The sequence below is a fragment of the Brevundimonas sp. SORGH_AS_0993 genome, from assembly GCF_030818545.1.
In the GTDB taxonomy this organism is placed as follows: Bacteria; Pseudomonadota; Alphaproteobacteria; order Caulobacterales; family Caulobacteraceae; genus Brevundimonas.
Genome location: NZ_JAUTAH010000001.1, coordinates 1,454,989 through 1,478,058 on the forward strand (window position 1 = coordinate 1,454,989; position 23,070 = coordinate 1,478,058).

The 23,070-nt window shown below is 67.8% G+C and carries 21 protein-coding genes, 1 other RNA gene and 2 pseudogenes; 14 read left to right on the forward strand and 10 right to left on the reverse strand.

What is annotated here, in order from left to right; all coding sequences use genetic code 11:
- Positions 1-4: 4 nt before the first annotated feature.
- Entirely contained in the window at positions 5-205 is a 201-nt protein-coding gene (locus QE389_RS07210; RefSeq protein WP_307365847.1) for a hypothetical protein, read from the reverse strand.
- 56 nt (positions 206-261) lie between these two features.
- Entirely contained in the window at positions 262-684 is a 423-nt protein-coding gene (locus QE389_RS07215) for a hypothetical protein (RefSeq protein WP_307365849.1), read from the reverse strand.
- A 116-nt stretch (positions 685-800) separates the two neighbouring features.
- Between QE389_RS07215 and QE389_RS07220 the strand changes: the two genes are divergently transcribed.
- On the forward strand, positions 801-1,595 hold the full coding sequence (locus QE389_RS07220) for a hypothetical protein (RefSeq protein ID WP_307365851.1): 795 nt from the start codon (positions 801-803) through the stop codon (positions 1,593-1,595).
- Here QE389_RS07220 and QE389_RS07225 read toward each other — a convergent pair.
- Positions 1,592-1,825, reverse strand: a complete 234-nt coding sequence (locus QE389_RS07225) for a Tat pathway signal protein (protein WP_307365853.1) — start codon at positions 1,823-1,825, stop codon at positions 1,592-1,594. The two genes, QE389_RS07220 and QE389_RS07225, sit on opposite strands and share 4 nt — an antisense overlap.
- Positions 1,822-1,989, reverse strand: a complete 168-nt coding sequence (locus tag QE389_RS07230; RefSeq protein ID WP_307365855.1) for a hypothetical protein — start codon at positions 1,987-1,989, stop codon at positions 1,822-1,824. The genes QE389_RS07225 and QE389_RS07230 overlap by 4 nt, the downstream gene beginning before the upstream one ends.
- A gap of 100 nt (positions 1,990-2,089) precedes the next feature.
- On the opposite strand from QE389_RS07230, the pseudogene purL reads away from it, so the two are divergent.
- From purL to QE389_RS07260, 6 genes and pseudogenes are all read left to right on the forward strand, one after another.
- Positions 2,090-4,319, forward strand: a pseudogene (gene purL / locus QE389_RS07235) (phosphoribosylformylglycinamidine synthase subunit PurL).
- A gap of 95 nt (positions 4,320-4,414) precedes the next feature.
- Positions 4,415-4,657: pseudogene (locus QE389_RS14665) on the forward strand (DUF305 domain-containing protein); the annotation flags it as partial.
- Between the two features lie 57 nt (positions 4,658-4,714).
- Positions 4,715-4,972 carry an addiction module antitoxin gene (locus QE389_RS07245; protein ID WP_307365858.1) on the forward strand — a complete coding sequence of 86 codons (258 nt, stop codon included), beginning with the start codon at positions 4,715-4,717 and terminating at the stop codon, positions 4,970-4,972.
- A gap of 5 nt (positions 4,973-4,977) precedes the next feature.
- Positions 4,978-5,292, forward strand: coding sequence for a type II toxin-antitoxin system RelE/ParE family toxin (locus QE389_RS07250; protein ID WP_307365860.1), 315 nt, complete (start codon positions 4,978-4,980; stop codon positions 5,290-5,292).
- 27 nt (positions 5,293-5,319) lie between these two features.
- Positions 5,320-6,708, forward strand: a complete 1,389-nt coding sequence (locus tag QE389_RS07255) for a cytochrome P450 (protein ID WP_307365861.1) — start codon at positions 5,320-5,322, stop codon at positions 6,706-6,708.
- A gap of 56 nt (positions 6,709-6,764) precedes the next feature.
- Positions 6,765-8,330 carry an alkaline phosphatase gene (locus QE389_RS07260; RefSeq protein ID WP_307365862.1) on the forward strand — a complete coding sequence of 522 codons (1,566 nt, stop codon included), beginning with the start codon at positions 6,765-6,767 and terminating at the stop codon, positions 8,328-8,330.
- A gap of 3 nt (positions 8,331-8,333) precedes the next feature.
- On the opposite strand, the gene QE389_RS07265 is transcribed toward QE389_RS07260, so the two are convergent.
- From QE389_RS07265 to QE389_RS07285, 5 genes are all read right to left on the reverse strand, one after another.
- Complete coding sequence (locus QE389_RS07265; RefSeq protein WP_307365864.1) at positions 8,334-9,155, reverse strand: TIGR00282 family metallophosphoesterase; 822 nt, start codon at positions 9,153-9,155, stop codon at positions 8,334-8,336.
- The gene (locus QE389_RS07270) at positions 9,152-9,700 is read right to left on the reverse strand and encodes a 5-formyltetrahydrofolate cyclo-ligase (protein WP_307365866.1); all 549 of its coding nucleotides are present in this window, start codon (positions 9,698-9,700) and stop codon (positions 9,152-9,154) included. Before QE389_RS07270 ends, QE389_RS07265 begins: the two co-directional genes overlap by 4 nt.
- A gap of 154 nt (positions 9,701-9,854) precedes the next feature.
- Positions 9,855-10,016: non-coding RNA, 6S RNA (gene ssrS / locus QE389_RS07275), on the reverse strand.
- Between the two features lie 52 nt (positions 10,017-10,068).
- The gene (locus QE389_RS07280; RefSeq protein ID WP_307365870.1) at positions 10,069-10,389 is read right to left on the reverse strand and encodes a cell division protein ZapA; all 321 of its coding nucleotides are present in this window, start codon (positions 10,387-10,389) and stop codon (positions 10,069-10,071) included.
- Positions 10,389-10,646, reverse strand: coding sequence for a hypothetical protein (locus QE389_RS07285; protein ID WP_307365872.1), 258 nt, complete (start codon positions 10,644-10,646; stop codon positions 10,389-10,391). The genes QE389_RS07280 and QE389_RS07285 overlap by 1 nt, the downstream gene beginning before the upstream one ends.
- 96 nt (positions 10,647-10,742) lie before the next feature.
- On the opposite strand from QE389_RS07285, the gene tkt reads away from it, so the two are divergent.
- From tkt to QE389_RS07310, 5 genes are all read left to right on the forward strand, one after another.
- Positions 10,743-12,734, forward strand: coding sequence for a transketolase (tkt, locus tag QE389_RS07290; RefSeq protein WP_307365873.1), 1,992 nt, complete (start codon positions 10,743-10,745; stop codon positions 12,732-12,734).
- A complete protein-coding gene (locus QE389_RS07295; RefSeq protein WP_307365875.1) occupies positions 12,734-13,495 on the forward strand; it encodes a hypothetical protein in 762 nt (253 codons plus the stop codon). Before tkt ends, QE389_RS07295 begins: the two co-directional genes overlap by 1 nt.
- 11 nt (positions 13,496-13,506) lie before the next feature.
- Entirely contained in the window at positions 13,507-14,709 is a 1,203-nt protein-coding gene (gene purT / locus QE389_RS07300; protein WP_307368965.1) for a formate-dependent phosphoribosylglycinamide formyltransferase, read from the forward strand.
- A 224-nt stretch (positions 14,710-14,933) separates the two neighbouring features.
- Entirely contained in the window at positions 14,934-17,021 is a 2,088-nt protein-coding gene (locus QE389_RS07305; protein ID WP_307365877.1) for a carbon starvation CstA family protein, read from the forward strand.
- Positions 17,014-17,244, forward strand: a complete 231-nt coding sequence (locus QE389_RS07310; protein WP_373458297.1) for a YbdD/YjiX family protein — start codon at positions 17,014-17,016, stop codon at positions 17,242-17,244. The genes QE389_RS07305 and QE389_RS07310 overlap by 8 nt, the downstream gene beginning before the upstream one ends.
- A 15-nt stretch (positions 17,245-17,259) precedes the next feature.
- Here QE389_RS07310 and QE389_RS07315 read toward each other — a convergent pair whose 3' ends face one another.
- Positions 17,260-18,546, reverse strand: a complete 1,287-nt coding sequence (locus QE389_RS07315; protein ID WP_307365879.1) for a S41 family peptidase — start codon at positions 18,544-18,546, stop codon at positions 17,260-17,262.
- A 111-nt stretch (positions 18,547-18,657) separates the two neighbouring features.
- On the opposite strand from QE389_RS07315, the gene QE389_RS07320 reads away from it, so the two are divergent.
- Both QE389_RS07320 and QE389_RS07325 read left to right on the forward strand, forming a co-directional pair.
- Positions 18,658-19,362: an HAD family hydrolase gene (locus QE389_RS07320; RefSeq protein ID WP_307365881.1), complete on the forward strand. Its 705-nt coding sequence runs from the start codon at positions 18,658-18,660 to the stop codon at positions 19,360-19,362.
- 281 nt (positions 19,363-19,643) lie between these two features.
- On the forward strand, positions 19,644-22,973 hold the full coding sequence (locus QE389_RS07325; RefSeq protein WP_307365883.1) for a TonB-dependent receptor domain-containing protein: 3,330 nt from the start codon (positions 19,644-19,646) through the stop codon (positions 22,971-22,973).
- The last annotated feature ends 97 nt before the right edge of the window (positions 22,974-23,070 follow it).

Sequence of the window (23,070 nt, forward strand, 5' to 3'; positions counted from 1 at the left end):
AGGCTCAAACCTGCTTGATCCGGGCGCGGCCGTCGGACAGGTCGGCGGCCGCGTCGTCTTCGGTCTCATCATCGTCGAGCGCCGGTGCGCCGGCTTCGCGCTGGGCGGCCAGTTCCCGGGCCCCGACCCCCAAGCCCTGTTCGATGGCCAGATTGGCCTCGACCTCTTCGGCCAGGGGCGGCGTGTCGTCGTCGATGTCGGCCATGGCGGTTTCCTTCTCTAACCTTCCCCGACAACCGATGGCGGAGCGGCCGGTTCCCGTCACCGGCCGAGCAAAGGCTCCAGACTGGCGCGCGACAGGGGCCGGAAGGTCAGGAACCGCCCACCGACGCTCAGCGTCACCTCATGCGCTTGGGGGCGTTGCAGCAAGGCGGGATCGTCCAGAGACACGGCCCGACCCGACGCCCGGTCGCGGGCGTCCATCGGCGGCACGATGCGTCGCCGGTTCGCCGTCGCCAGGGCGGCCATGAAGGCGCGGGCGGCATTGGCCTGCTGCGCGGGCGTCAGGGCCTGACGCACCCGCTCCCACGCCGCCGCCGCCTCTGCATCCAGGATCGCTTCGCCCGTCTGAGCCTTGACGGCGTTGGCCAGACCCAAGCCCAAGCCCAAGCCCAGGCCCAGGCCCAGGCCCGCCGCCCCCGCGAACGGGACGAATAGGCCGCGTCTTGTCGATCCCGATGTCATGAACGCATCATGAGGCGCAGCCGCCACGCCGATGCAAGCTTCACTTTTCTGTCCGCCCGCATGAACCTAAGACCCGTTCGATGCGTAACCGTATCCAACGCCGCAAGGGAATGCCCATGTCCTCGATCCTTCGCCCCACCCCCGGCCAGCGCACGCGCCGTCTGGTCGTCCTGGCCGCCGCCGTCTTCGCCATCGTCACACCCATCGTGCAGAACCTGGCGGGCCTGGGCCTGAACCAGGCGCAGTTCGCCGCCGACGGAAACACGACCCTGCGCGTGGCGGGCTACGCCTTCTCCATCTGGGGCCTGATCTATCTGGGCATACTGGCCTATGCGATCCGCCAGGTCCTGCCCCAGACGGGCGAGAGCGACCTGATCACCCGCATGGGCCTGCCGTCCATCGTGGCCTTCTTCGGCCTGGGGCTGTGGATCGTCGTCGCCGCCCTGAACCTGAAGGCGGCCAGCGTCATCATCATCTTCGCCACCCTGATCTCGCTTCTGGCGCCCCTCTTGTCCTATGCGCGCGGCATTCGCGGCGTGGGCCGGTTCGAACGGGACCGCCTCTTCCTGGTCTGGCCGCTGGCGGCCCTGGCGGGATGGCTGACGGTGGCCGCGCCCCTGAACCTGATCACCACGGCGACGGCGTTCCAGGCCCTGCCCGCCGCCCTGTCGCCGCAGGGCTGGGCCATCGTGGCTATCGTGGCGACCACGGCGGTCGCACTGGGCGTGACGGCTGTTCTGCGGACCCTGGCCTATCCCCTGCCCGCCGCGTGGGGCCTACTGGGCGCCTTCGTGGCGGAACAGGCGGACGGCAAGCCGGTGGTCGCCTTCACCGCCCTGGGCGCGGCGATCGTGCTGCTGCTGGGCGGGGTGCTGCTCAGCTTCCGGCTACGGCCCGGCGTCGAACGCTAACCCGCGACCGGATCGTCCTGAGGGTCATGGTCGTCGGCGCCCACGTCGAAGGCCCCGGCCTCATGGAATCCGACGCTGCCGACGCCGACGGCCGAGCCGGTCAGGCGTTGGCGGCTGCGGAAGGCCGTTTCGGGGGCCTCGGCGTCCAGGTCGCGGGTCACGGCGGGATCGTTGGAGCGGTTCATCTGCTGACCGTCCGCCGGGACGATGTGGCGGGGGTCGGCGCTCATGCCGCGTCCTCCCCGTCCCGTTCGCCCTCTTCATCCTCTTCGGCCTTTTCGGCCTTTTTCTGGGCCGCCTCGGCCAGGGCCGTGGCGCCGGCGTCGTCGGCGGCGATGCTGGGGCGGTCCGCGTCGTCGGGCGCGGCGGCGGGATCGTGCGTCATGTCGGTCATGGAACAGGCTCCTGTTTCAGGTCGCAGGAATCAACCGCCCACGATCTTCGATGTTCCGGCGGGCTGACATTTGGCCCTGCGACCGCTAGAAGCGCGGCCCATGAGCGCTCCGCAAAAGACCCCCGAAAAGTCGATGGCCGATCTGGCCGCCGAATACGGCCTGGCCCCCAACGAATATCAGGTCGTCCTGGACCGGCTGGGGCGTGAGCCGAACCATGTCGAACTGGGCGTCTTCTCGGTCATGTGGTCCGAGCACTGTTCCTACAAGTCCTCCAAGATCCATCTGGGCAAGTTCCCGACCACCGGCGAGCGCGTCATCTGCGGGCCGGGCGAGAATGCGGGGGTCATCGACATCGACGACGGCGACGCCTGCATCTTCAAGATGGAGAGCCACAACCATCCCTCCTACATCGAACCCTATCAGGGCGCGGCGACGGGCGTGGGCGGCATCATGCGCGACGTCTTCACCATGGGCGCGCGCCCTGTGGCCCTGCTGAACGCCCTGCGGTTCGGCGATCCCTCGCACGAGAAGTCGAAACGTCTGGTGAAGGGCGTGGTCGCCGGCATCGGCGGCTACGGCAATTGCGTCGGCGTGCCGACGGTCGCGGGCGAGACCAACTTCCACAAGGGCTACAACGGCAACATCCTGGTCAACGCCATGTGCGTCGGCCTGGCCCGCGCCGACGAGATCTACTATTCGGCCGCGCCGGAAGCCGGCCATGACGTGGTCTATTTCGGCTCCAAGACCGGCCGCGACGGCATCCACGGCGCCACCATGTCCTCGACCGAGTTCGACGACGAGTCGGAGGCCAAACGCCCCACGGTCCAGGTCGGCGATCCCTTCGCCGAGAAGCTGCTGATCGAGGCCACGCTGGAGCTGATGGCGTCCGGCGCCGTCGCCGCCATTCAGGACATGGGGGCCGCCGGCCTGACCTCCTCCTCCGTCGAAATGGCGGGCAAGGGCGGCGTCGGGATCGAACTGGACCTCGACCAGGTTCCCCAGCGCGAAACCGGTATGACGGCCTATGAGATGATGCTGTCGGAAAGCCAGGAGCGGATGCTGGCGGTGCTGAAGCCCGGTTACGAAGACGTCGGCTATCGCATCTTCCAGAAATGGGGCCTGGACTTCGCCGTCATCGGCAAGACCACGAACACCGGCCATCTGGTGCTGACGCATCACGGCGAGACCGTCTGCGACGTGCCGCTGGCGCCCCTGTTCGACGACGCCCCCCTGTACGACCGCCCCTGGGTCCAGCCCGAGCTGCAGCCGAAACTGAGCCCCGCCGACGTCCCCGCGCCCGACAACTGGGCCGACGCGGTGATGAAGGTCGTCGCCTGCCCCGACATGGCCTCCAAACGCTGGATCTGGGAACAGTACGACCGTCACGTCATGGCCGATACGCTCCAGGATTCCTCCACCGGCGCCGATGCGGGCGTGGTGCGGGTGCATGGCACGGACAAGGGCCTGGCCGTCACCTCGGACTGCACCCCCCGCTATGTCCAGAACGACCCCTACGAGGGCGGCAAACAGGCGGTGGCCGAGGCGTGGCGCAACCTGACCGCCGTGGGCAGCCGCCCCATCGCCATCACCGACAATCTGAACTTCGGCAATCCGCAACGGCCGGAGATCATGGGCCAGATCGTGCGCGCCATCGACGGCATGGCCGAGGCGTGCCGCGAGTTGGTCTTCCCCGTCGTTTCGGGGAATGTGTCGCTGTATAACGAGACCAACGGCGTCGCCATTCCGCCGACCCCGACGGTCGGCGCGGTGGGCCTGTTGCCCAACTACGACGTCGTCACCGGCTTCTCCGGCATGGCCGAGGGCGACGCCCTGGTCCTGATCGGCCAGACCCACGGCGAACTGGGCGCGTCGATCTATCTGCGCGAGGTCCTGGGCCGCGAGGACGGCGCCCCGCCGCCCGTCGACCTGAAGCTGGAGAAACAGACCGGCGACTTCGTGCGCGGCCTGATCGAGGGCGGCGAACTGACCGTGGTTCACGACCTGTCCGACGGCGGCCTGATCGGCCGCCGCCGCCGACTTGGTGCTGGCGTCGGACGTCGGCGTGACGCTGGACGCCTCCAGCGCCGCCCACGCCCACATCTTCCTGTTTGGCGAGGATCAGGCCCGTTATCTGGTCGCCGTGACCGACGCCGAGGCCCTGATCGCCAAGGCCCAGGCCGCCGGCCTGCACGCCTCGGTCGTCGGCCACGCGGGCGGCGACGCCTTCGCCTCCAGGGGCGACAAGGGCGAACTGTTCCGCATCCCCGTCGCCCATCTGCGCGAATGGCACGAAGGCTGGATGCCCGGCTGGTTGGGCGACGCCGCTTGATCCGCGCCGCCGTTCCCGTCGCCCTGGTCCTGACGCTGGGGGCCTGCGACGGCGGCGGCGATCCGGTGCAGCAGGCGCTGCGCGACACATCCGCCGCCAATCACGCGGCGGCGGCCCGCACGACGGCCGAGACCGAGGCCGCCCGCCAGACGGCCGACCATGCCTATGTCGCCAGGATGATCGCCCACCACGAGGGCGCCGTCGCCTCGGCCCGCATCGCCCTACGCGACAGCCGCGACCCCGACATCCGCCGCATGGCCCAGACCGTGATCGACACCCGGACCCGCGAGATCGCCGAGATGAAGGTCTGGACGCCGAAGACCGCCCTGGCGAACTGAGCCGCCAGCCTTGCATTGTCATCGATATTCCTCAGATTAAGGACAGAGGAGAGCGCAATGTCGAATTCCATGACCCTAAACGTCCGCGTCACCGGCCCGCTGAGCGAGTTCGTGGCTACGAACGTGGGACAGAACGGCGCGTACGAAAACGTCAGCGAATATGTCCGCGATCTGATCCGACGCGACCGCGACCGGGTGGAAACTGAAAGGTTCGACCGGCTGAAGGCTGAACTGACGGCGGCGTTCCAAGCGCCGGAAACCAGCTACGGCCTGCTCGACGCCGACACCGTGTTCGCTCGCAACAGCCGCCCCTAAAATCCATGACTGGATTTCGGATTCAGGAAGCGGCCGGTCGTCGTCTAGACGACATCTACGCCTACAGCCGCGATGCCTGGGGCGAGGCGCAGGCGCAGACCTATATCCGTCAGCTCTTCGCCTGTTTCGAAGACATCGCGGCCCGCCGTGTCGCATGGCGCGCCATTCCAGCCGAGTTCGGCGTCGATGGCTTCCATGCGCGATGCGGACATCATTACGTCTATTGGCGCATCTTGTCCGACGAGGCGGTCGGGATCGTGACGATCCTGCATGAACGCATGCATCAGATCCAGCGTTTCAGGGACGATGCGCCCGGCTGAACCGGCGACTTGAATAGGGAGCGTCTGATGGATGCGACGACCGCCGACACCGTCTTCCGCCCCGCCGTCCCGCCCCGTCGGGCGGGCAAGCCCCTGTCGCTGCTGCCGTTTCTGTGGATCAGTTGGCGCGATCCGATCCGCATGTGGTCCGAGCGGCATTTCACCGAGCCGCAGTTGTACGGCCAGTCTGCGTTCGGCGAGATCCTGGTGGTCAGCCACCCGGAGGGCGTGCGGCACGTCCTGACCGAAAACGCCGCCAACTACGAAAAGGGCGACCTGCAACGCCGTGTGCTGGGGCCGATGCTGGCGCAAGGGCTGTTGCTGACCGAAGGCGACGCCTGGCGCCGCGTCCGACGCATTCTGGCGCCCCTGTTCACCCCCGCCAGGATGGCGACCCTGAACGCGCGCATGGCCGAGGTCTGTGACGCGCGGGTCGCCGGCTGGTCGTTGTCGGCGCACGGCCGGGTGCTGAACATCGATTCCGAGATGTCGGGCCTGACCTTCGACATCCTGTCGGCCACCCTGTTCTCGGACGAACTGGGCGGCGAGGCGCGCGGGTTCGAGCGCGCCCTGAACCAGTTTCTGGCCAATGGCGGGCGCATCGATCCGCTGGACGTGCTGGGCGCCCCCGACTGGGCGCCGCGTCTGGGCCGCCTGGCCAGTATCCGATCCGCCCGCTTCTTCGAACAGCGCGTCACCCGATTGGTCGAGGCCCGCCGTGCGCACATCCAGGCCGGCGACATCCCGCCCGATCTGCTGAGCGCCCTCCTGTTGGCCCGGGACGAGACCGGCGGCCCCGGATTGAGCGACGAAGAGGTCGCCGCCAACATCCTGACCTTCATCCTGGCGGGGCACGAGACCACGGCCCGCGCACTGGGCTGGACCCTGCACCTGCTGTCGCGCCAGCCGGAATATCTGGCCCGGCTACAGGCCGAGGCGGACGCCTTCGACGTCTCCGATCCCAAATGGGCGGAGGGCCTGCCCTGGACCCGCGCGGTGCTGGAGGAGACGATGCGCCTGTTTCCGCCCGCCCCGACCATGGCGCGCAAGGCCCTGGCCGAGGACGTGGTGGGCGGTCAGCCGATCAAGGCCGGCGCCACCGTCATCATCTCGCCCTGGATCGTTCAGCGCCACACCCTGCTGTGGGACGACCCCGACGCCTTTCGGCCGGAACGCTTTCTGCCCGAGAACCGCAGAGCCATCGACCGTTACGCCTACATCCCCTTCAGCGCCGGACCCCGCGTCTGCATCGGCGCGGCCTTCGCCCTGCAGGAAGCGATGATCGCCCTGGCCGCCATCCTGCGCGTCGCCGAGGTGGAGCCGATCACGGCGGTCGAGCCCCGCCCCGTGCATCAGATCACCCTGCGCAGCCGCGAGCCGATGCGCCTGCGTCTGCGGGCGCGCCGGCCCCGCTGATCGACAAACCGTCACAATGACGGCCTAGGTTTCGAGCCTCAGCCTCGGAGCCGCCCATGACCCGCCCCGTCCTTTCGCGCCGTTCGATCCTGGCGGTCTTCGGCGGCGGCCTGGTCCTGGCGCGAAGCGGTCAGGCCCTGGCCCAGGCGGCCTTCGACACCAACCCCTTCAGTCTGGGCGTGGCGGCGGGCGATCCCCTGCCCGACGGCTTCGTCATCTGGACCCGCCTTGCGCCCGATCCCCTGGCCTATGGCTCGGGCATGCCCAGGGCGCCCGTGGCGGTGAAATGGGAGGTGGCGGCCGACCGCGGCTTCCGCACCGTCGTCCAGTCGGGCGAGGCCGTCGCCCGCCCCGAACTGGGCCATTCCGTCCACGTCGAAGTCGGGGGGCTGGAGCCCGGCCGCCCCTATTTCTACCGCTTCCAGTGCGGGAGCGAGCGCAGCGGGACGGGTCGCGCCAAGACCACGCCCGTCGTCGGCGCGGCGCTGGACGCCGTCCGGTTCGGCGTCGCCGGCTGCCAAGCCTATGAGCAGGGCTATTACACCGCCCACCGCCACATGGCCGAAGACGATCTGGATTTCGTCTTCCTGTACGGCGACTACATCTACGAGGGGCGCAGCAACCCTATCTATCAGACGGCGGACGGACCTCAGGACAATCCCCGCATCCACCTGGGCGGCGAGGTGTTCAGCCTGGACGACTATCGCCGACGCTATTCGCAATACACCGTGGACGCCGACCTTCAGGCCGCGCGGGGATCGGCCGCCTGGTTCTGCACCTTCGACGACCACGAGGTCGACAACAACTGGGTTGGCGACCACGACCCGGAAGGCGCGCCGCCCGAAGTCTTCCTGCTGCGCCGGGCGGCCGCCCTGCAGGCCTTCTACGAGTTCATGCCGATGCGGAAGTCCGCCTTCCCGCGCGGCGCCTCGATGCAGGCGTATCGCCGCGCGCAATACGGAAACCTGCTGGACGTATCCTTCCTGGACACCCGCCAGTTCCGCAGCGACCAGCCCTGCGACGACCGCTTCAACAGCTATTGCCCCGGCGTGGAATCGCCCGAGGCCCAGGTGCTGGGCGACGCCCAGGAGGCCTGGCTGTTCAACGACCTGAACCGCTCGACCGCCCGCTGGAAGGCCCTGGCCCAGCAGGTCATGATGATGGACCTGAACCGCAACACCTCGGGCGGCAAGGGCGTCAACACCGACAGCTGGGCCGGCTATCGCGTGCCGCGCAACCGGCTGCTGGGCCATATCCGCGACCGGCGCATCGACAATGTCGTGGTCCTGACCGGCGACGAGCACCAGAACTTCGCCGGCGGGCTGTGGCTGGACGGCGGCCAGCCCGAGGGCCGGCCCATCGCGGTGGAGTTCGTCGGCACCTCGATCAGCTCGGGCGGAAACGGCTCGGACCGACGCGCGGACTACGACCGATTCATGGCCGCCAATCCGCAGCTGAAGTTCCTGAACAACCAGCGTGGCTATCTGGTGTGCGAGGCCCGGCCCGACCGCTGGACCACCCAGTTCAAGGTGCTGGACAAGGTGTCGGACCGCGACGGAACGCTGAGCCTGCGCCAGACCCTGGTGATCGAGGCCGGATCGAACACCCTCAGCGCGGCCTGACGATCAGAGCGTCGGAATCGCCTGGGACAGTCGGCCGCCGACACGGATCGGCTCGACCCGGACAGCCAGACCCGTGCGGTCGTCGGTCTCGACGAAGACGCCGCACACCGTCGCAGGCCCCGAGGCCGGGGTGTAGCGGCCGCCGGAAATCCGCGTGGTGAAGCGGCGCAGCGGCTCGTCCTTCTCGTTGCCGATGACGCTGTCATAGTCGCAGCAGCCGCCGGCGTCGGTCTGATAGGCGGTGCCGCCGGGCAGGATCTGGCAGTCGGCCGTCGGGACGTGGGTGTGGGTGCCCACCACCAGCGATGCCCGCCCATCGCAGAAATGGCCCATCGCCATCTTCTCCGAGGTCGCTTCGCAGTGCATATCCACGATCACCGCATCGGCCACGGCGCCCAGGGGGGCGGCCGCCAGTTCGCGCTCCACCGCGCCGAACGGATCGTCCATCGGGTCCATATGGACCCGGCCCAGCACGTTCATGACCAGAACGGTGCGCCCTGTATCGGTCTCGAACAGATTGGCCCCGGCGCCCGGCGCATCCATCAGACGCGGATAATTGGCCGGCCGGATAAGGCGCGGCTCGCGCACGATATAGGTCAGGGCCTCGCGCTGGTCCCAGCTGTGGTTGCCCAGGGTCAGGCAGTCGGCGCCGGCCATGAACAGCTCGCGCGCCGTGTTCTCGGTGATGCCGAACCCGCCCGCGGCGTTCTCGGCGTTCACGACCACGAAGTCGAGCTTCAGATCCCGCTTCAGGCCCGGAAGATGATCGCTGATGCCGTCGCGGCCGGACTTGCCGATGACGTCGCCGAAAAATGCCAATCTCATTTGAAAGCCGTATAGCCGGTCTCGGTCAGAACACCATCCAGGCGAATGTCATGGGCTTCCAGTTCCAGCCGCTCGACCTTCTGCCCAGCGTAGGCGAAGCCGATGCGGATCGTCTGCGGCCGCGCGGCGAAGGTGCGGTCGTAATGCCCGCCGCCCTGCCCCAGCCGCCCGCCTGTCGCGTCGAAGGCCAGAAGCGGGGTGACGATCAAGTCCGGGTCCACCGTCTCGGCCAGCGGCAGGGGCGCAGGACAACCGGCGGCGTCCAGTTCCAGCGGTTCGCCCGGCGTCCAGGCGCGGAAGATCATGGGGGCGTCGCGATCCAGCACGACGGGCAGACACAGGCGCCGCCCCGCCGCCTCCAGCGCCACGGCCAGGGCGTCGGCGGCCAGTTCGGTTCCCATGGCGCGATACAGGGCGACCATCGCCGCGCGGGGCAACCGATCCGCAAAGCCCGCCGCCCGCACCGCCGCCAGGGCGTCGGCCTCGGCCAGGGCCTTGCGCCGCGCCCGCATGGCCGACCGGAGTTCGCGCTTGTCCAGGATCATGCCGCCGCCTTACACCCCTCCGGCGGAACGCGCACCCGCGCTCAAGCAGCGCGTCGCCGCGCGGCGAGCGGTAGCGCCCTAAACAGAGAGAAAACGCGCTCAAGCAGCGCGCCGCCGCGCGGCGAGCGATAGCGCACGAGAAAGAGAAAAGGTTGGCGGCGCCGCGTGAACCGTGAAGAGCGGTTTAAATCCTCTCGACCTGGGTAGCCAGGTGGGCTCCGTGTGCCCAGGCCCTCGAGCCCGGACAGGGACAGATCCCTTCGAGTGAATTAAGGTCGCGAGGAAATGTTGCCTCCGACGTGAGCCGCAGCAGGACCCGCCGTCGATCAAGATAGGCCCTTGCGACCGAACGCGCCAGCACCGGCGGATCAGATAGTTTGCGCGATCTTCTCGATCCGGGCGGCGACCGCGTTCAGGGCCTCGGCCACGCCGTCATGGGTCGCGGCGGTGGGCGCGGGCGCCGGGCCGGTCGTCTTGCCGCCGTTCAGCCGCGCTTCGTGCAGTTCGTCCGACAGGATCAGGGCCGCCATCAGAAAAAGCCTCAGGTCCCCGACGTTTCCGACGTCCTGGGCCACCTGACGCACCTGGTTGTCGAACTGTTTGGCCAGGATGCGGACCCGCTCCTCCTGGCCGTCGGCGCAGCCGATGGCGTAGGGTCGGCCGTTCACCTCCACGGTCACGGTCGCCATCAGTCGTCCTCCCTTTCGGCGGTCTCGGCCAGAACCTCGCGCACCGCCTGGGCCGCGCGGCCCAGGGCTTCGGACGCCTCGCGGCCGGCGACCTCCAGTTCGGCGACGCGCTGATCGGACGGACGCGGCGCGAACAGGTCGTCGTCCGCCACGGCGGGCGCCGAGGCTGTGCGCGCCTTCAGTTCCAGGATTTTGCGTTCCAATTCGGCCAAGGCGCGGTCGATGCGCGCCCGTGCGGCCGTTGTGGCGTCTGCCATCGGTCGCTCCTTGCAAATTGCGTATAGAACCCGAGGACGCGCCGGGGTAAAGCGGCGCCGCCTCTTTAATTCCGCATCGTCCGAAAGGTCTCCGCCGTGAGCGACGCCAAATCCGCACCGAAGGCCACGCCCGAGCAGATGGCGAACGCCATCCGCGTCCTCGCCATGGACGGCGTCGAAAAGGCCAAGTCCGGCCACCCCGGCATGCCGATGGGCATGGCCGACGTGGCGACGGTGCTGTTCTCCAAATTCCTGAAGTTCGACGCCTCGCGCCCCGACTGGGCCGACCGCGACCGCTTCATCCTGTCGGCCGGCCACGGCTCGATGCTGATCTACGCCCTGCTGCACCTGACCGGCTACAAGGCCGCGACCAAGCAGGAGCTGTCCAACTTCCGCCAGTGGGGCTCCAAGACCGCCGGCCACCCCGAGTACGGCCACATGCCCGGCGTCGAGGTCACGACCGGCCCGCTGGGCCAGGGTCTGGCGACCTCCATCGGCTTTGCGATGGCCGAGCGGCATCTGGCCGCCAAATACGGCGACGACCTGGTCGATCACCGCACCTGGGTCATCGCCGGCGACGGCTGCCTGATGGAGGGCGTGTCGCAGGAAGCCATCGCCCTGGCCGGCCGCTATAAGCTCAACAAGCTGACCGTCCTGTGGGACGACAACGAGATCACTATCGACGGCAAGGTCTCCCTGTCCGACGCCGTGGACCAGAAGGCCCGCTTCAAGGCGGCCGGCTGGGCGGTGAAGGCCGTCGACGGCCACGACATGAAGGCGATCAAGTCGGCGATGCAGTGGGCGATCCGCCAGGACAAGCCCGTCCTGCTGGCCTGCAAGACCAAGATCGGCAAGGGCGCCGCCACTATGGAAGGCAGCCACAAGACCCACGGCGCGGCCCTGGGCGCCGCCGAGATCGCCGCCACCCGCCTGGGCCTGGCCTGGGATCACGACCCGTTCGAAATGCCCGAGACCATCCTGTCGGCCTGGCATAAGGTCGGCCGTCGTGGATCGAAGGACCGCAAGAAGTGGGAGGCCCGCCTCGCCGCCTCGGCCCAGGCCGCCGACTTCACCCGCGCCATGAAGGGCGACCTGCCCGAGGCCGCCTTCGACGCCCTGAACGCCAAGATCGCCGAACTGGTCGAGACGCAACCGGCCCAGGCCACGCGCCAGTCGTCGGGCGCCGCCCTGGACGAACTGTTCGCCGCCATCCCCGAACTGGTCGGCGGCTCGGCCGACCTGACCGGCTCGAACAACACCTTCGTCAAGGGCACGCCGATCCTGGACGCCCCGACCTATGAGGGTCGCTACGTCAACTGGGGCATCCGCGAGTTCGGCATGGCCGCCGCCATGAACGGCCTGGCTTTGCACGGCGGGGTCATCCCCTACGGCGGCACCTTCATGGTGTTTTCGGACTACAGCCGTCCGGCGATCCGTCTGGGCGCCCTGATGGGCGTGCGCGCCATCCACGTCCTGACCCACGACTCCATCGGCCTGGGCGAGGACGGCCCGACGCACCAGCCGGTCGAACATCTGGCCGCCCTGCGCGCCATCCCCAATCTGCTGGTCTTCCGCCCCGCCGACACGGTCGAGGCGATGGAGTGCTGGCAGGTCGCGCTTCAGACCAGGACCGCCCCCTCGGCCATGGCCCTGTCGCGCCAGAAGACCCCGGCGGTCCGCACCACCCCGTCGACCGAGAACCTGTCGGCCAAGGGGGCCTATGAGATCAAGGCCGCAGACGGCGAGGCCAAGGTCACGCTGTTCGGCACCGGCACGGAACTGGCCCTGGCGCTGGACGCCGCCAAGGTTCTGGAGGCCGAAGGCACGCCCACCCGCGTCGTCTCGGTCCCCAGCTTCGAACTGTTCGAACAGCAGGACGCCGCCTATCAGGCCGCCGTCATCGGTCGCGGCACGGTGCGCGTCGCCGTCGAGGCCGCCATCAAACAGGGCTGGGAACGCTTCATCGGCGAAGACGGCGCCTTCATCGGCATGGCCGGCTTCGGCGCCTCGGCCCCGGCCGAAGTCCTGTACGAGAAGTTCGGCATCACCTCGGACGCCATCGTGGCTGCGGTCAAGGCGCGGCTGTAATGCGGGCTGCGGCCAGCTTGGCGTGTCTTACGCTGCTGGCCGCTTGCGGGCGTTCGACTGAAGCGGACGCTCAATCCGCGCTGACCTTCTCGCCAGACCTCGCCGAGGGTTTCGCCGCCCTGCCGCGTGTCAACGCCGATAGCCCGCAGGCGCGGGCGATCAACGCGCGGCTCGACCTGAGAGACGATGTGGATCGGATGAACCGATCAGACTGCCTGGCGATGAGGCCCGAAAACGATAATGTGGTGTGGACACGTTCTGTCGAAACCCCAATGACCGGGCCACGTTTTATCAGTCTGCTCATCACCACAGACAGCTATTGCGGGGGCGCCCATGGGAATGGGGAGCAGACGTCGATGACCTTCGACCTCTCAACCGGCGAGACGATCGATTGGTCGACGATGCTGCCGCAGACTATGCCCTTTCCGCGATATGAGGCCACCGCTCACTGGCCGCAGCTCCTTAGATCGCGGTCGCTCAAGGTCTGGTATGGTCAGCAAGCCCGCAAGCAACGGCGAGATAACGGCGAAGGGGATTGCGCCGAAGTTTTGTTGGGTGACGAGCCTTTGGACGCATGGTTGGACGCGGAAAAGGGCGGACTAGCTCTACGGGTCGTTGGTTTGGCCTACGCGGCCTCGGCCTGCGCTGAAACCGTCCTCATGTCGCCCAGCGAACTCCGCCAGCGTGGAGTTGCTGCTGAGCTTGTCACGGCCCTTGAAGACGCACACCGCGACGGCCGCTGGCGTCACCTACCCCGTTAAATCTTCACGGAATAATCATGAAACTCGGCACCCCGCTTTCCGACACCGCCGTCCGCGTCATGCTTCTGGGCTCGGGCGAACTGGGCAAGGAGGTCGCGATCGAGCTTCAGCGGCTGGGCTGCGAGGTGATCGCCGTGGACCGCTATCCGAACGCCCCGGCCATGCAGGTCGCGCACCGCAGCCACGTCATCCCCATGACCGACGCCCAGGTGCTGAACGGCGTCATCCTGGCCGAGGCGCCGCACATCGTCGTGCCCGAGATCGAGGCCATCGCCACCGAGGTTCTGGCCGACATCGAGGCGGCGGCGCTGGCGCGCGTGGTCCCCACCGCCCGCGCCGTGCAACTGACCATGAACCGCGAGGGCATCCGCAAACTGGCGGCCGAGGACCTGGGCCTGCCCACCAGTCCCTACGCCTTCGCCGGATCGGCCGAGGAACTGGCGGCGGGGGCCGAGGCCGTCGGCTATCCCTGTTTCGTCAAGCCGGTCATGTCCTCGTCCGGCAAGGGGCAATCCTTCGTCGAAAGCGCCGATCAGATCGCCGACGCCTGGACCTATGCCCAGGACAGCGGCCGGGTCGCGGGCGCCCGCGTCATCGTCGAGGGCCGGATCGACTTCGACTACGAGATCACGCTTCTGACCGTCCGCTCGCGCGGCGCCGACGGCGAGACCCGCACGGATTTCTGCGCCCCCATCGGCCACCGTCAGGTCAAGGGCGACTATGTCGAGAGCTGGCAGCCCCAGACCATGAGCCCCGCCGCCCTGGCCGCCGCGCAGGACATCGCCGGCAAGGTCACGGCGGCCCTGGGCGGTTACGGGGTGTTCGGCGTCGAACTGTTCGTCAAGGGCGACCAGGTCTGGTTCTCCGAGGTCTCGCCCCGCCCGCACGACACCGGCCTTGTCACCCTGGCCAGCCAGATCCTGAGCGAATTCGCCCTGCACGCCCGCGCCATCCTGGGCCTGCCGGTCGACGTGACCCAGCGCGAACCGGCCGCCAGCGCCGTCATCTACGGCGGCATGGAGGCGCAGGGCGTGGCCTTCGACGGCGTCGCGGAGGCCCTGTCGGTCCCCACCGCCGACCTGCGCCTGTTCGGCAAGCCCGAAGCCTTCGAGCGCCGCCGCATGGGCGTGGCGACCGCGCGCGGCGCCGATGTCGAGGAAGCCCGCGAACGGGCGCGAGAGGCGGCCGGGCGGGTGAAGGTGGTTCGGGGCTGAAGCCGCCCTTGGTGAATAGTGTTAGTGAGCGAAGGGGTGAGCCGAGGCGGCCCCGCCCATGCGATGCCAGCTCACCTCTTCGCTCACTAACACTACTCACCCACGCCGCGCGCCAAACCCGCTCGGTCCGGCGTCTTCTACGACTTTAGCCGCTTGGCCTGGGGCCGCGTTGTGGTGCAAACCAAGGGCGAGGGCCGCAGTCAGCCGGTCGGGAGGGATTTGTCGTGGGCAAACTCAGCACACCCGTAATCTTCGGCGCCATCGCCATCCTGGGGGCCGTTTCTCTGGGCGTCATCGCCCTGCATCAGGGCGAGAGCATCAGCGCGGTCTGGATGGTGGTCGCCGCCGTCTGCACCTACGCCATCGCCTATCGGTTCTACGCCCGCTATCTGGCGAACAAGGTCATGGGGCTGAACCCCGCGCGCCTGACGCCGGCCGTGCGGCGCAACGACGGGCTGGACTATGTGCCCACGCCCCGAAACGTCCTGTTCGGCCACCACTTCGCCGCCATCGCCGGCGCGGGGCCGCTGGTGGGCCCGGTGCTGGCCGCCCAGATGGGCTATCTGCCCGGCGTGCTGTGGATCCTGGTCGGCGCGGTGCTGGCGGGTGCGGTTCAGGACATGATGGTCCTGTTCATGTCCACCCGCCGCGACGGCAAGTCGCTGGGCGACATGATCCGCACCGAGATGGGCAACATCCCGGGCGTCATCGCCCAAATCGGCGTCCTGATGATCATGGTCATCATCCTGGCGGTTCTGGCCCTGGTCGTGGTCAAGGCCCTGGCCGAAAGCCCGTGGGGAACCTTCACCGTCGCCGCCACCATCCCCATCGCCATCTTCATGGGCCTGTACACCCGCTATCTGCGGCCCGGCCGCGTGGGCGAGGTGTCGGTGATCGGCGTCGTCCTGTTGATCCTGGCCATCATCGGCGGCGGCCATGTCGCGGCCGATCCCTATTGGGGCCCGGCCTTCACCCTGACCGGCCCGACCCTGGCCATCCTGATGATGGTCTATGGCTTCATCGCCTCGGTCATTCCGGTCTGGCTGCTGCTGGCGCCGCGCGACTATCTGTCGACCTTCCTGAAGATCGGCGCCATCGCGGCCCTGGCCGTCGGCATACTGATCGTGCGGCCGCATCTGCAGATGCCGGCCGTCACTCCCTTCATCGACGGCGCCGGCCCGGTCTTCGCCGGCGCCCTGTTCCCCTTCCTGTTCATCACCATTGCTTGTGGAGCGGTGTCGGGCTTCCACGCCCTGATCTCGTCGGGCACCACGCCCAAGCTGCTGGAGAACGAGAGCCAGATTCCGATGATCGGCTACGGCGCCATGCTGTGCGAAAGCTTCGTCGCCGTCATGGCCCTGATCGCCGCCACGGTGCTGGATCCGGCGGTCTATTTCGCCATGAACAGCCCGGCCGCCGTCATCGGTCACGACGCCGTCTCGGCCGCCGCCGCCGTGGCCCAGTGGGGCTTCCACATCACGCCGGGAGAGCTGGAGCAGCTGGCCCGCGACGTCGGCGAACATTCGATCCTGTCGCGCGCGGGCGGCGCGCCGACCCTGGCGGTCGGCATGGCCCACATCCTGTCCAGCGTGATCGGCGGCAAGGCCATGATGGCCTTCTGGTATCACTTCGCCATCCTGTTCGAGGCCCTGTTCATCCTGACCACGGTGGACGCCGGCACCCGCGTCTGCCGCTTCATGATCCAGGACCTGCTGGGCGTCGCCGTGCCCAAGATGCGCGAGACCAAGTCCTGGGGCGCCAACGTCGTGGCCACGGCCCTGACGGTCGGGCTGTGGGGCTACTTCCTCTACACCGGCGTGGTCGATCCGCTGGGCGGCATCAACAGCCTGTGGCCCCTGTTCGGCATCGCCAACCAGATGCTGGCCGCCGTCGCCCTGATCCTGGGCACGGTCGTCCTGTTCAAGATGAAGCGCGAGACGTTCGCCTGGGTCATGGCGGCGCCGGCGGCCTGGCTGCTGATCTGCACCCTGACGGCCGGCTTCCAGAAGCTGTTCCACCCCGAGGTCCGCATCGGCTTCCTGGCCCACGCCCGCAAGTACCAGGACGCCCTGGGCGCCGGCGAACTGATCGCCCCGGCCAAGACGACGGGCGATATGCACCGCATCATCGTCAACGACTACGTCAACTCGGCGCTGACGGCGGGCTTCCTGTTCGTGGTCGTCACCATGGTCGTCTATGGCGTCCTGGCGTGCCGCAAGGCCCATCTGAACAACCGTCCGACCGTGCGCGAATATCCCGAGAGCCACGACCTGACCGCCGCCGACGAAGCGGCGGACGCGGCCCGTGCCTGAGGGCGGCGACGCTCTGATCTGCCGCTGCCGCGACACGGCCTTGCGCTGGGGTCGCGGCGTCCGGCGCACGGCCGGCGCCATGATCGGCCAGCCGGACTACGACGCCTATGTCGCCCACGCCCAGACGACCCACCCGGACCAGCCGCCGCTGGACAAGGTCGCCTTCTTCCGCCTGCACGAACAGCGCCGGTTCGGCGGGGCTGGCGGGTTCAAATGCTGCTAGAGCCTGAATCAGGCCCTAAAGCCCGCTGGGCCGGTTCGCGCTCCCGGCCCGATCCTGGCCCCTCAGGGCCGCGATCGCCGCTTCCAGCGCCGGATCTTCGCCGGCGCGCCTCTGGGTCAGGGTGCGCGGGGCGGCGATGTCGGGCGTGACGCCCCGCTTTTCCAGACGCACCCCGCGCGCGGTGACGAAATCGGCCCGACTCAGCGTCAGCCGACCGCCGTCGGGCAGGTCCGTCTCCTGCGCGATCAGCACGGACCCGGGCGTCTTTTCGCCGATCACCAGGCCGCGCCCCGCCTCCTGCAGGGCCGCCGGCGTCAGCTCGGCCGCAGACCGGCTGGCCCCGTCCACCAGGACCGCGACGGGATTGGGCACGGGATCGCGCCGATCGCCGCAGTCGCCTGACGCCCTCAGCACCACCGCCCGCCCGGTCCGGCCGGTGCGCGTGGCCCAGGGCTGGTCGCGCGGCAGGAAACAGGTCAGCACGGACTCGGCCTCCCACAGCCGTCCGCCCGGATTGGCGCGCAGATCCAGGATCACCCCGACGTCGGGCGGCAGACCGTCCAATTCCTGGCCCAGCCAGCGCCCCAGCCCCTGGTCGAACTGCTCGACCGTCAGGACCAGAACGCCGGCATGGGAATCGTCGGCGGTGAAGGGCTCGATCCCGTCCATCAGTTGCGGAACCAGGGTCGTCTCGCGCCGCGTCCCCGTCTCGTCGGTCAGGACCAGATGCACAGGTCGTCCCTCATGCGTCTCCACGTCCGGCGACCACGGCTGTCCGTCCAGGCTGGTCAGGGTCCAGCCCAGTTGCACCCCGGCCGCCTCGGCCGGAGAGCCGTGCCGCACCCGCTCCACCGTCCAGACATCGGGCGCATCGCCCCGCATCAGGGTCATGCCCATGACGGCGCGCCGGGCGTAGCGGGCGTCCTGGCGGCGGACGGCGGCGGGCGGGCTGGCGGCGGCGTGACCGTCATCCAGCAGGTCCAGCATGGCGTTGATGGTCCGATACAGGCCGTGTTCGTCCGTGGCCGCCAGGGCCTGGGGCCGGAACCGCGCCCGCGCCGCGTCCCAATCCACGCCGTGCAGGTGCGGGTCGTAATAGCCGCGCCGCACCTCGTTCCAGACCCGGTCGAACACCCGCGCGTTCAGCCGCGCCCGCTGGGCCGAGGGCGGCGTCCGCATGATGTCCGAGAACCGCGCCCCTGTCTCCACAGGCGCCTGGGACGACGCCGCGACCGATCCGGCCGCCAACGCCAGGCTCAGCGCCAGGACGCCCGACAGTGATGAAAAACGACGACCGCTCATGACCTCAGCCTTGTCCGAACCCGGCCGCGCCTGCAAGTCACGAAGGCGGGCGCGCGCCTTGCCTTCGCTCCGGACACGGGCCAAGAGCGCCCCAGACCACGGACCCCGCCCATGCCCACGCTCATCACCACGGTCGGCCTCGACGCCGACGACACCCTTTGGCACAATGAGACGATCTTCCGCCTGACCCACGCGCGGTTCGTCGATCTGCTGGCCGAACACGGCGACGAACCGACCATCGAGGCGCGTTTAGCCGAGACCGAACAACGCAACCTGCGTCTCTATGGTTACGGCGTGAAGGGGTTCACCCTGTCGATGATCGAGACGGCGATGGAGCTGACGGGCGGCGAGGCCCCGCCCCATGTCGTGCGCGAAATCCTGGCCGCCGGCCGCGAGATGCTGGCCCACCCGGTCGAGACCCTGCCCGGCGTGGACGAGGTGGTCGCCGAACTATCCGAGACCTATCGCCTGGTCCTGATCACCAAGGGCGACCTGCTGGACCAGGAGCGCAAACTGGCCGCCTCGGGCCTGGGCGAACGGTTCAGCGCGGTCGAGATCGTCTCCGAAAAGGATCGCGCCACCTATGCGCGGGTCTTCGCCCGCCACGGCACGGGCGCGCCCGAGGCCGTCATGGCCGGCAACTCCATGAAGTCCGACGTCCTGCCCGCCATCGCCGCCGGCGCCTTCGGCGTCCACATCCCCTACGCCGTCACCTGGGCCCATGAACTGGCCGACGCCCCCGTCGACGAACCCCGCTACGTCTCCCTGTCCCGCATCGCCGAACTGCCCGACTGGATCGCGGCGATCACAGGCTGAGGGCGCGTGTTCGCTGCGACATATCGACGCCGCTCGGAACCATTTACAGCAACGCTTCAATAAGCTTTGACAGTGGCAGAGCATGTTGGAAGATAAATTCCCGGAAGCCAGCGACAGGTGTGGCTATTGCAAAACACCTTTTATGTATAACAACGTTATACTTAGAATAATCATCGCTCTTCTTGACGCGACCTTCTGTGTCAGGTTTGTGACCCGCAAGCGGCAGATCAACGGCGTCCTTTGGCGTCTTTCCCCCATCGGCCGCGCTGTACGGAGTTCATATGCGAAATATTCTATTGTCATCGACGGTGCTGGCGGGCGCCTTGATCGCCACCACCGCCTTCGCACAAGACCTGCCGGCCGTGTCTCCCTCGGACACCTCGGCCACGCAGCTTGATGAAATCGTCGTCACCGGCTCGCGCATTCGCCGCAGCGCCGCCAATGCGCCCACGCCTCTGATTCAGATTTCGCAGGACGAAATCCTGTCGACCGGCCAGACCAGCGTCATCGACTATCTGGCCACGATTCCGGCGCTTCAGAACTCCACCGTGCCCTCCGACACCACGGGATCCAGCTTGAACACGGGCGGCCTCTCCCTGCCGAACCTTCGTTCGTTGGGCGCGGGTCGCACCCTGACGCTGGTGGATGGTCGCCGGCATGTCGGATCGTCAGGCGGCGAATTGTCGGTCGATGTGGACACCATTCCGCGCCTGCTGATCCAGAACGTCGAGATCATCACGGGCGGCGCCTCTTCGGTCTATGGCGCCGACGCGGTGTCCGGCGTGGTCAACTTCATCCTGAGGAAGGACTTCGAGGGCCTGGAGATCGACGCCAACTATGGCCAGATCAACGACAACGGCGAAGCCAGCCGCCGCATTTCCGGCCTGATCGGAAAGAACTTTCTCGATGGCCGCCTGAACGTTTACGCCCACGCCGAATACGAGAAGATCGACAACGTCGACTCGATGGACATCGACTGGATTCGTCGCGCGCCCATCCGCCTGTCGATCGACGCCGATCCGACGACCGCCCCTTATGACGGCCAACTCGACGCGGCGGTCTTCTACGGCGTCAACCGCCTGGACATCCTGCCCTGGGGCCAGACCACGCTGGCCAATCTCCAGCAGCCCAGCGACCTGACCAACCCCAACATCCCCTATCAGAACTGCTTCAGCGGCGGTGGTTTCACCTACGCCGCCAACTGCTACGGCATCACGCCTGGCAAGACCTATGTGTACGACGGCGCCAACGGCCGCCTGGCGAACTTCGGCCAGCGCGTCGGCAATGTCGGCATCAATCGCCCCTACAACATCGGCGGCGACGGGATGCCGTTGGGCGAAGTGGCGGGATACAGCCGCGTCCCGGCCTCCGAGTCGCAGCGTTATCAGGTCGGCGTCAACTTCAAGATCACGGATTCCGTCAGCTTCTACTCGGAAGCGAAATACGTCACCGAAGACACCTTCATGCGGGGTCAGCGCACGTTCTTCGACGTCGATCTGGACAACAGCTCGTACGCTGCGGACGACACGAACTCCATCTGGGGCACCTCGGCCTTCGACCTGCGCTGGGACGACAACGCCTTCCTGCCGCAGAACCTGAAAACCGCGATCGCGGCGAACCGGATCGACATCTACGCTCCGCCGACCGCGGCCAACGCCGGCCAGTTGATCGGCAGCCAAGCCCTGCCGATCGCGCGCCACAGCTTCTTCGGCCCCGATCGGACGCAGTCGAACACGCGCGACATTCAGCGCTATGTCGCCGGCTTCCGGGGCGACCACGGCCCGATGGGCTTCGCCAAGTCCCTGTCCTGGGACATCGGCTACACCTACGGCAAGGCCGAGATCGAGAACATCGAACGCGCGGTCGATACGCAACGCATGGCCCTGGCCGCCGATTCCGTCATCGACACCCTGGGCGCCGCTGGCCCCGCCGGTTCGATCGTCTGTCGTTCCAGACTGCTTCAGGCCCAGGGCGCGACCTTCATCGCCGACAAGCATCGCCTGGACGCCAACGGCGATCCGACCAATCTGCTGGACACGGAATACGGTCGCAACTCGATCGCCCAGTGCGCCCCGCTGAACATCTTCGGCGCGGGCAATCAGTCGGCCGAAGCGCTTCAGTATGTGGACGCCGCCGTCACCGTTAAGGAAATGAACGAGCAGCAGCAGGCTGTCGGCTCCTTCTCCACCGAGCTGTGGGATTTCTGGGGCGCGGGCAACCTGGGCTTTGCGTTCGGCGGCGAATGGCGCAAGGAAACGACGTCGGCCATCGGCCGTAGCGCGACCGCTGGCGACCGGCTGCTGTTCCTGAACACCGGCGACGACTTCCCTGAAGTCAGCTACGAATCCAAGGAAGTGTTCACGGAACTGTCCGTGCCGCTGTTCCGCGACTCGCGGCTGGGCGAATATGCTGAACTCAGCGGCTCCTATCGCTGGGCGGACTATTCGACCGTCGGCAATGTCGACGTCTATGGCGTGAACCTGGTTTACCGCCCGATCCGCGACATCACCTTCAAGACCAGCTTCAACACCTCGGTCCGCGTGCCGAACCTGGGCGAGAACTATTCGCCCTATGGCCAGACGTTCGCAAACAACTTCTCCGACCCCTGTGCGACCGCCAACATCGCCGCGGTCAACGACCAGGAAACCCGCGCGAACCGCATCAAGAACTGCACGGCCTTGGCCGCTCAGCAGGGCCTGACGTTCGACTTCGCCGGCGCCACCGCCACCAACACCGACGACTTCCGCCCCAACTACACCTCGGGCATCGCGGGCGTCTCGGGCGGCAATCCGAACCTGGAGCCGGAAGAATCCGAATCGTTCACCTTCTCGACGGTTCTGCAGCCGCGCTTCGCCCCCGGCTTGACCCTGACGCTGGATTACTACGAAATCCGCATCGACAAGGTCATCGCCTCGGTTTCGGCCGAAGGCATCGCCAACAACTGCGTCAATGGCGCGGAGTTGAACGTGGATGCCTGCAACTCGATCTTCCGCAACGCGCCGAACATTCCCTTCGGCGTCGGCGCGCCCTCCGGCGACCCGATCGGGGGCTTCATCGAGCGGTCCTTCAACTACGCCGCCCTTGAAACCCGCGGCCTCGATTTCGGCGCCAACTACACCTTGGACACGGCCGACTTCGGCAGGAACTGGGGTGCGTTCGACTGGCGCCTGAACGGTTCGTGGCTGATCGAGCAGAAGCAGTTTCTGAACGAGTCGGACCCCGGCGACTATGACGAACTGGCCGGAAGCATCGGTCTCAGCGGCACCAACGTCTATCCGCGCGTCCGGCTCAGCTCCACGCTGGCCTGGCGTCCCAACGACACCTGGAACGTCAACTGGACGGCCGACTGGCAGTCGAGCGCCAACATCATTCGGGCGCGCGACTTCATCAACAACGCCGACGCGCGACTGGCCGATCAGATGGAGACCGGACCGTTCGTTCGTCACGATCTGACCGTTCGCTACAATGTGCGCGATGATCTGACGCTGCGGGCCGGGGTGGTGAACCTGTTTGACGCGGAGCAACGCGACATTCTGGGAACCACCATCTATTCCAACTACGACCCCTATGGTCGTCGCTTCTTCGTCGGACTGAACTACCGTCCCTGGTAAGAGGCGAAGGAATCTGGACGGGAGAAGGGGCGGCCTCGGCCGCCCCCTTTTTCATGGCTGCTTTGTCATCTGTCTTGCCAGTCGGACCCTCCCTCTC